Raw genomic sequence first — 672 nt, 5'->3', positions numbered from 1 at the left:
GCATACGGTCGCACGGGAGGCCCGCGCAAAAGGCGCGGGCCTTGAATGTCAGCGAGTGACGTCCACGGTAATCGTCTTCAGGTCGCACATTTCCATCAGCGTGTGCCGACCCCCGGTGCGGCCGAGGCCGCTCTGCGTCCCGGCGGCGCCGCCGGCAGGAATATGCGGCTCCCAATAGCAGCTCATCTCGTTGACGTTGACGATACCGACCCTCAGGCTTTCAGCAAAGGCAAAGGCGTTCTTGATGGTGCTGGTGAAGACCGCGGCCGACAGGCCGTAGGGGCTGGACGCCGCAAGTTCCATCGCCTCCTCGTCGGTCTCGAAGGTCAGCACGGGTGCAATCGGCCCGAAGGATTCCTCGACGTTGAGCAGGCTTTCCCGGGTCAGTCCTGTGACGATCGACGGCTCGAAATAGAGATTGGTGGCAAAACCCGACGCCACATTGCCGCCGGTGACGATCTCGGCGCCACGAGCGCGGGCGTCCGCAATGTGGCTGAGCACCTTGTCGACGGCGACCGCATTGTTGATCGGCCCCATCGTCGTCGCGGGATCGAAAGGGTCGCCCATTTTCACCTTCGCGGCCGCTTTCACCAGACCTTCGATAAACCGGTCATGGATGGATTTATGCACCAGCACGCGTTCGGTGGCCGTGCAGATCTGCCCGGCATTGGC

General features: G+C 62.9%; 1 protein-coding gene. It reads right to left on the bottom strand.

Annotation, left to right across the window (positions count from 1 at the left end; all coding sequences use genetic code 11):
* Nucleotides 1-48: 48 nt before the first annotated feature.
* Nucleotides 49-672 (bottom strand): aldehyde dehydrogenase family protein (locus EN969_RS34020; protein WP_127419919.1); only part of this gene is annotated, 624 nt, incomplete at its 5' end.

The sequence above is a fragment of the Mesorhizobium sp. M7A.F.Ca.CA.003.01.2.1 genome, assembly GCF_003998945.1.
GTDB classification, from domain to species: domain Bacteria; phylum Pseudomonadota; class Alphaproteobacteria; order Rhizobiales; family Rhizobiaceae; genus Mesorhizobium; species Mesorhizobium ciceri.
The sequence above is the reverse complement of the archived record's forward strand: the minus strand, read 5'-3'. Positions and strand labels throughout refer to the sequence as shown.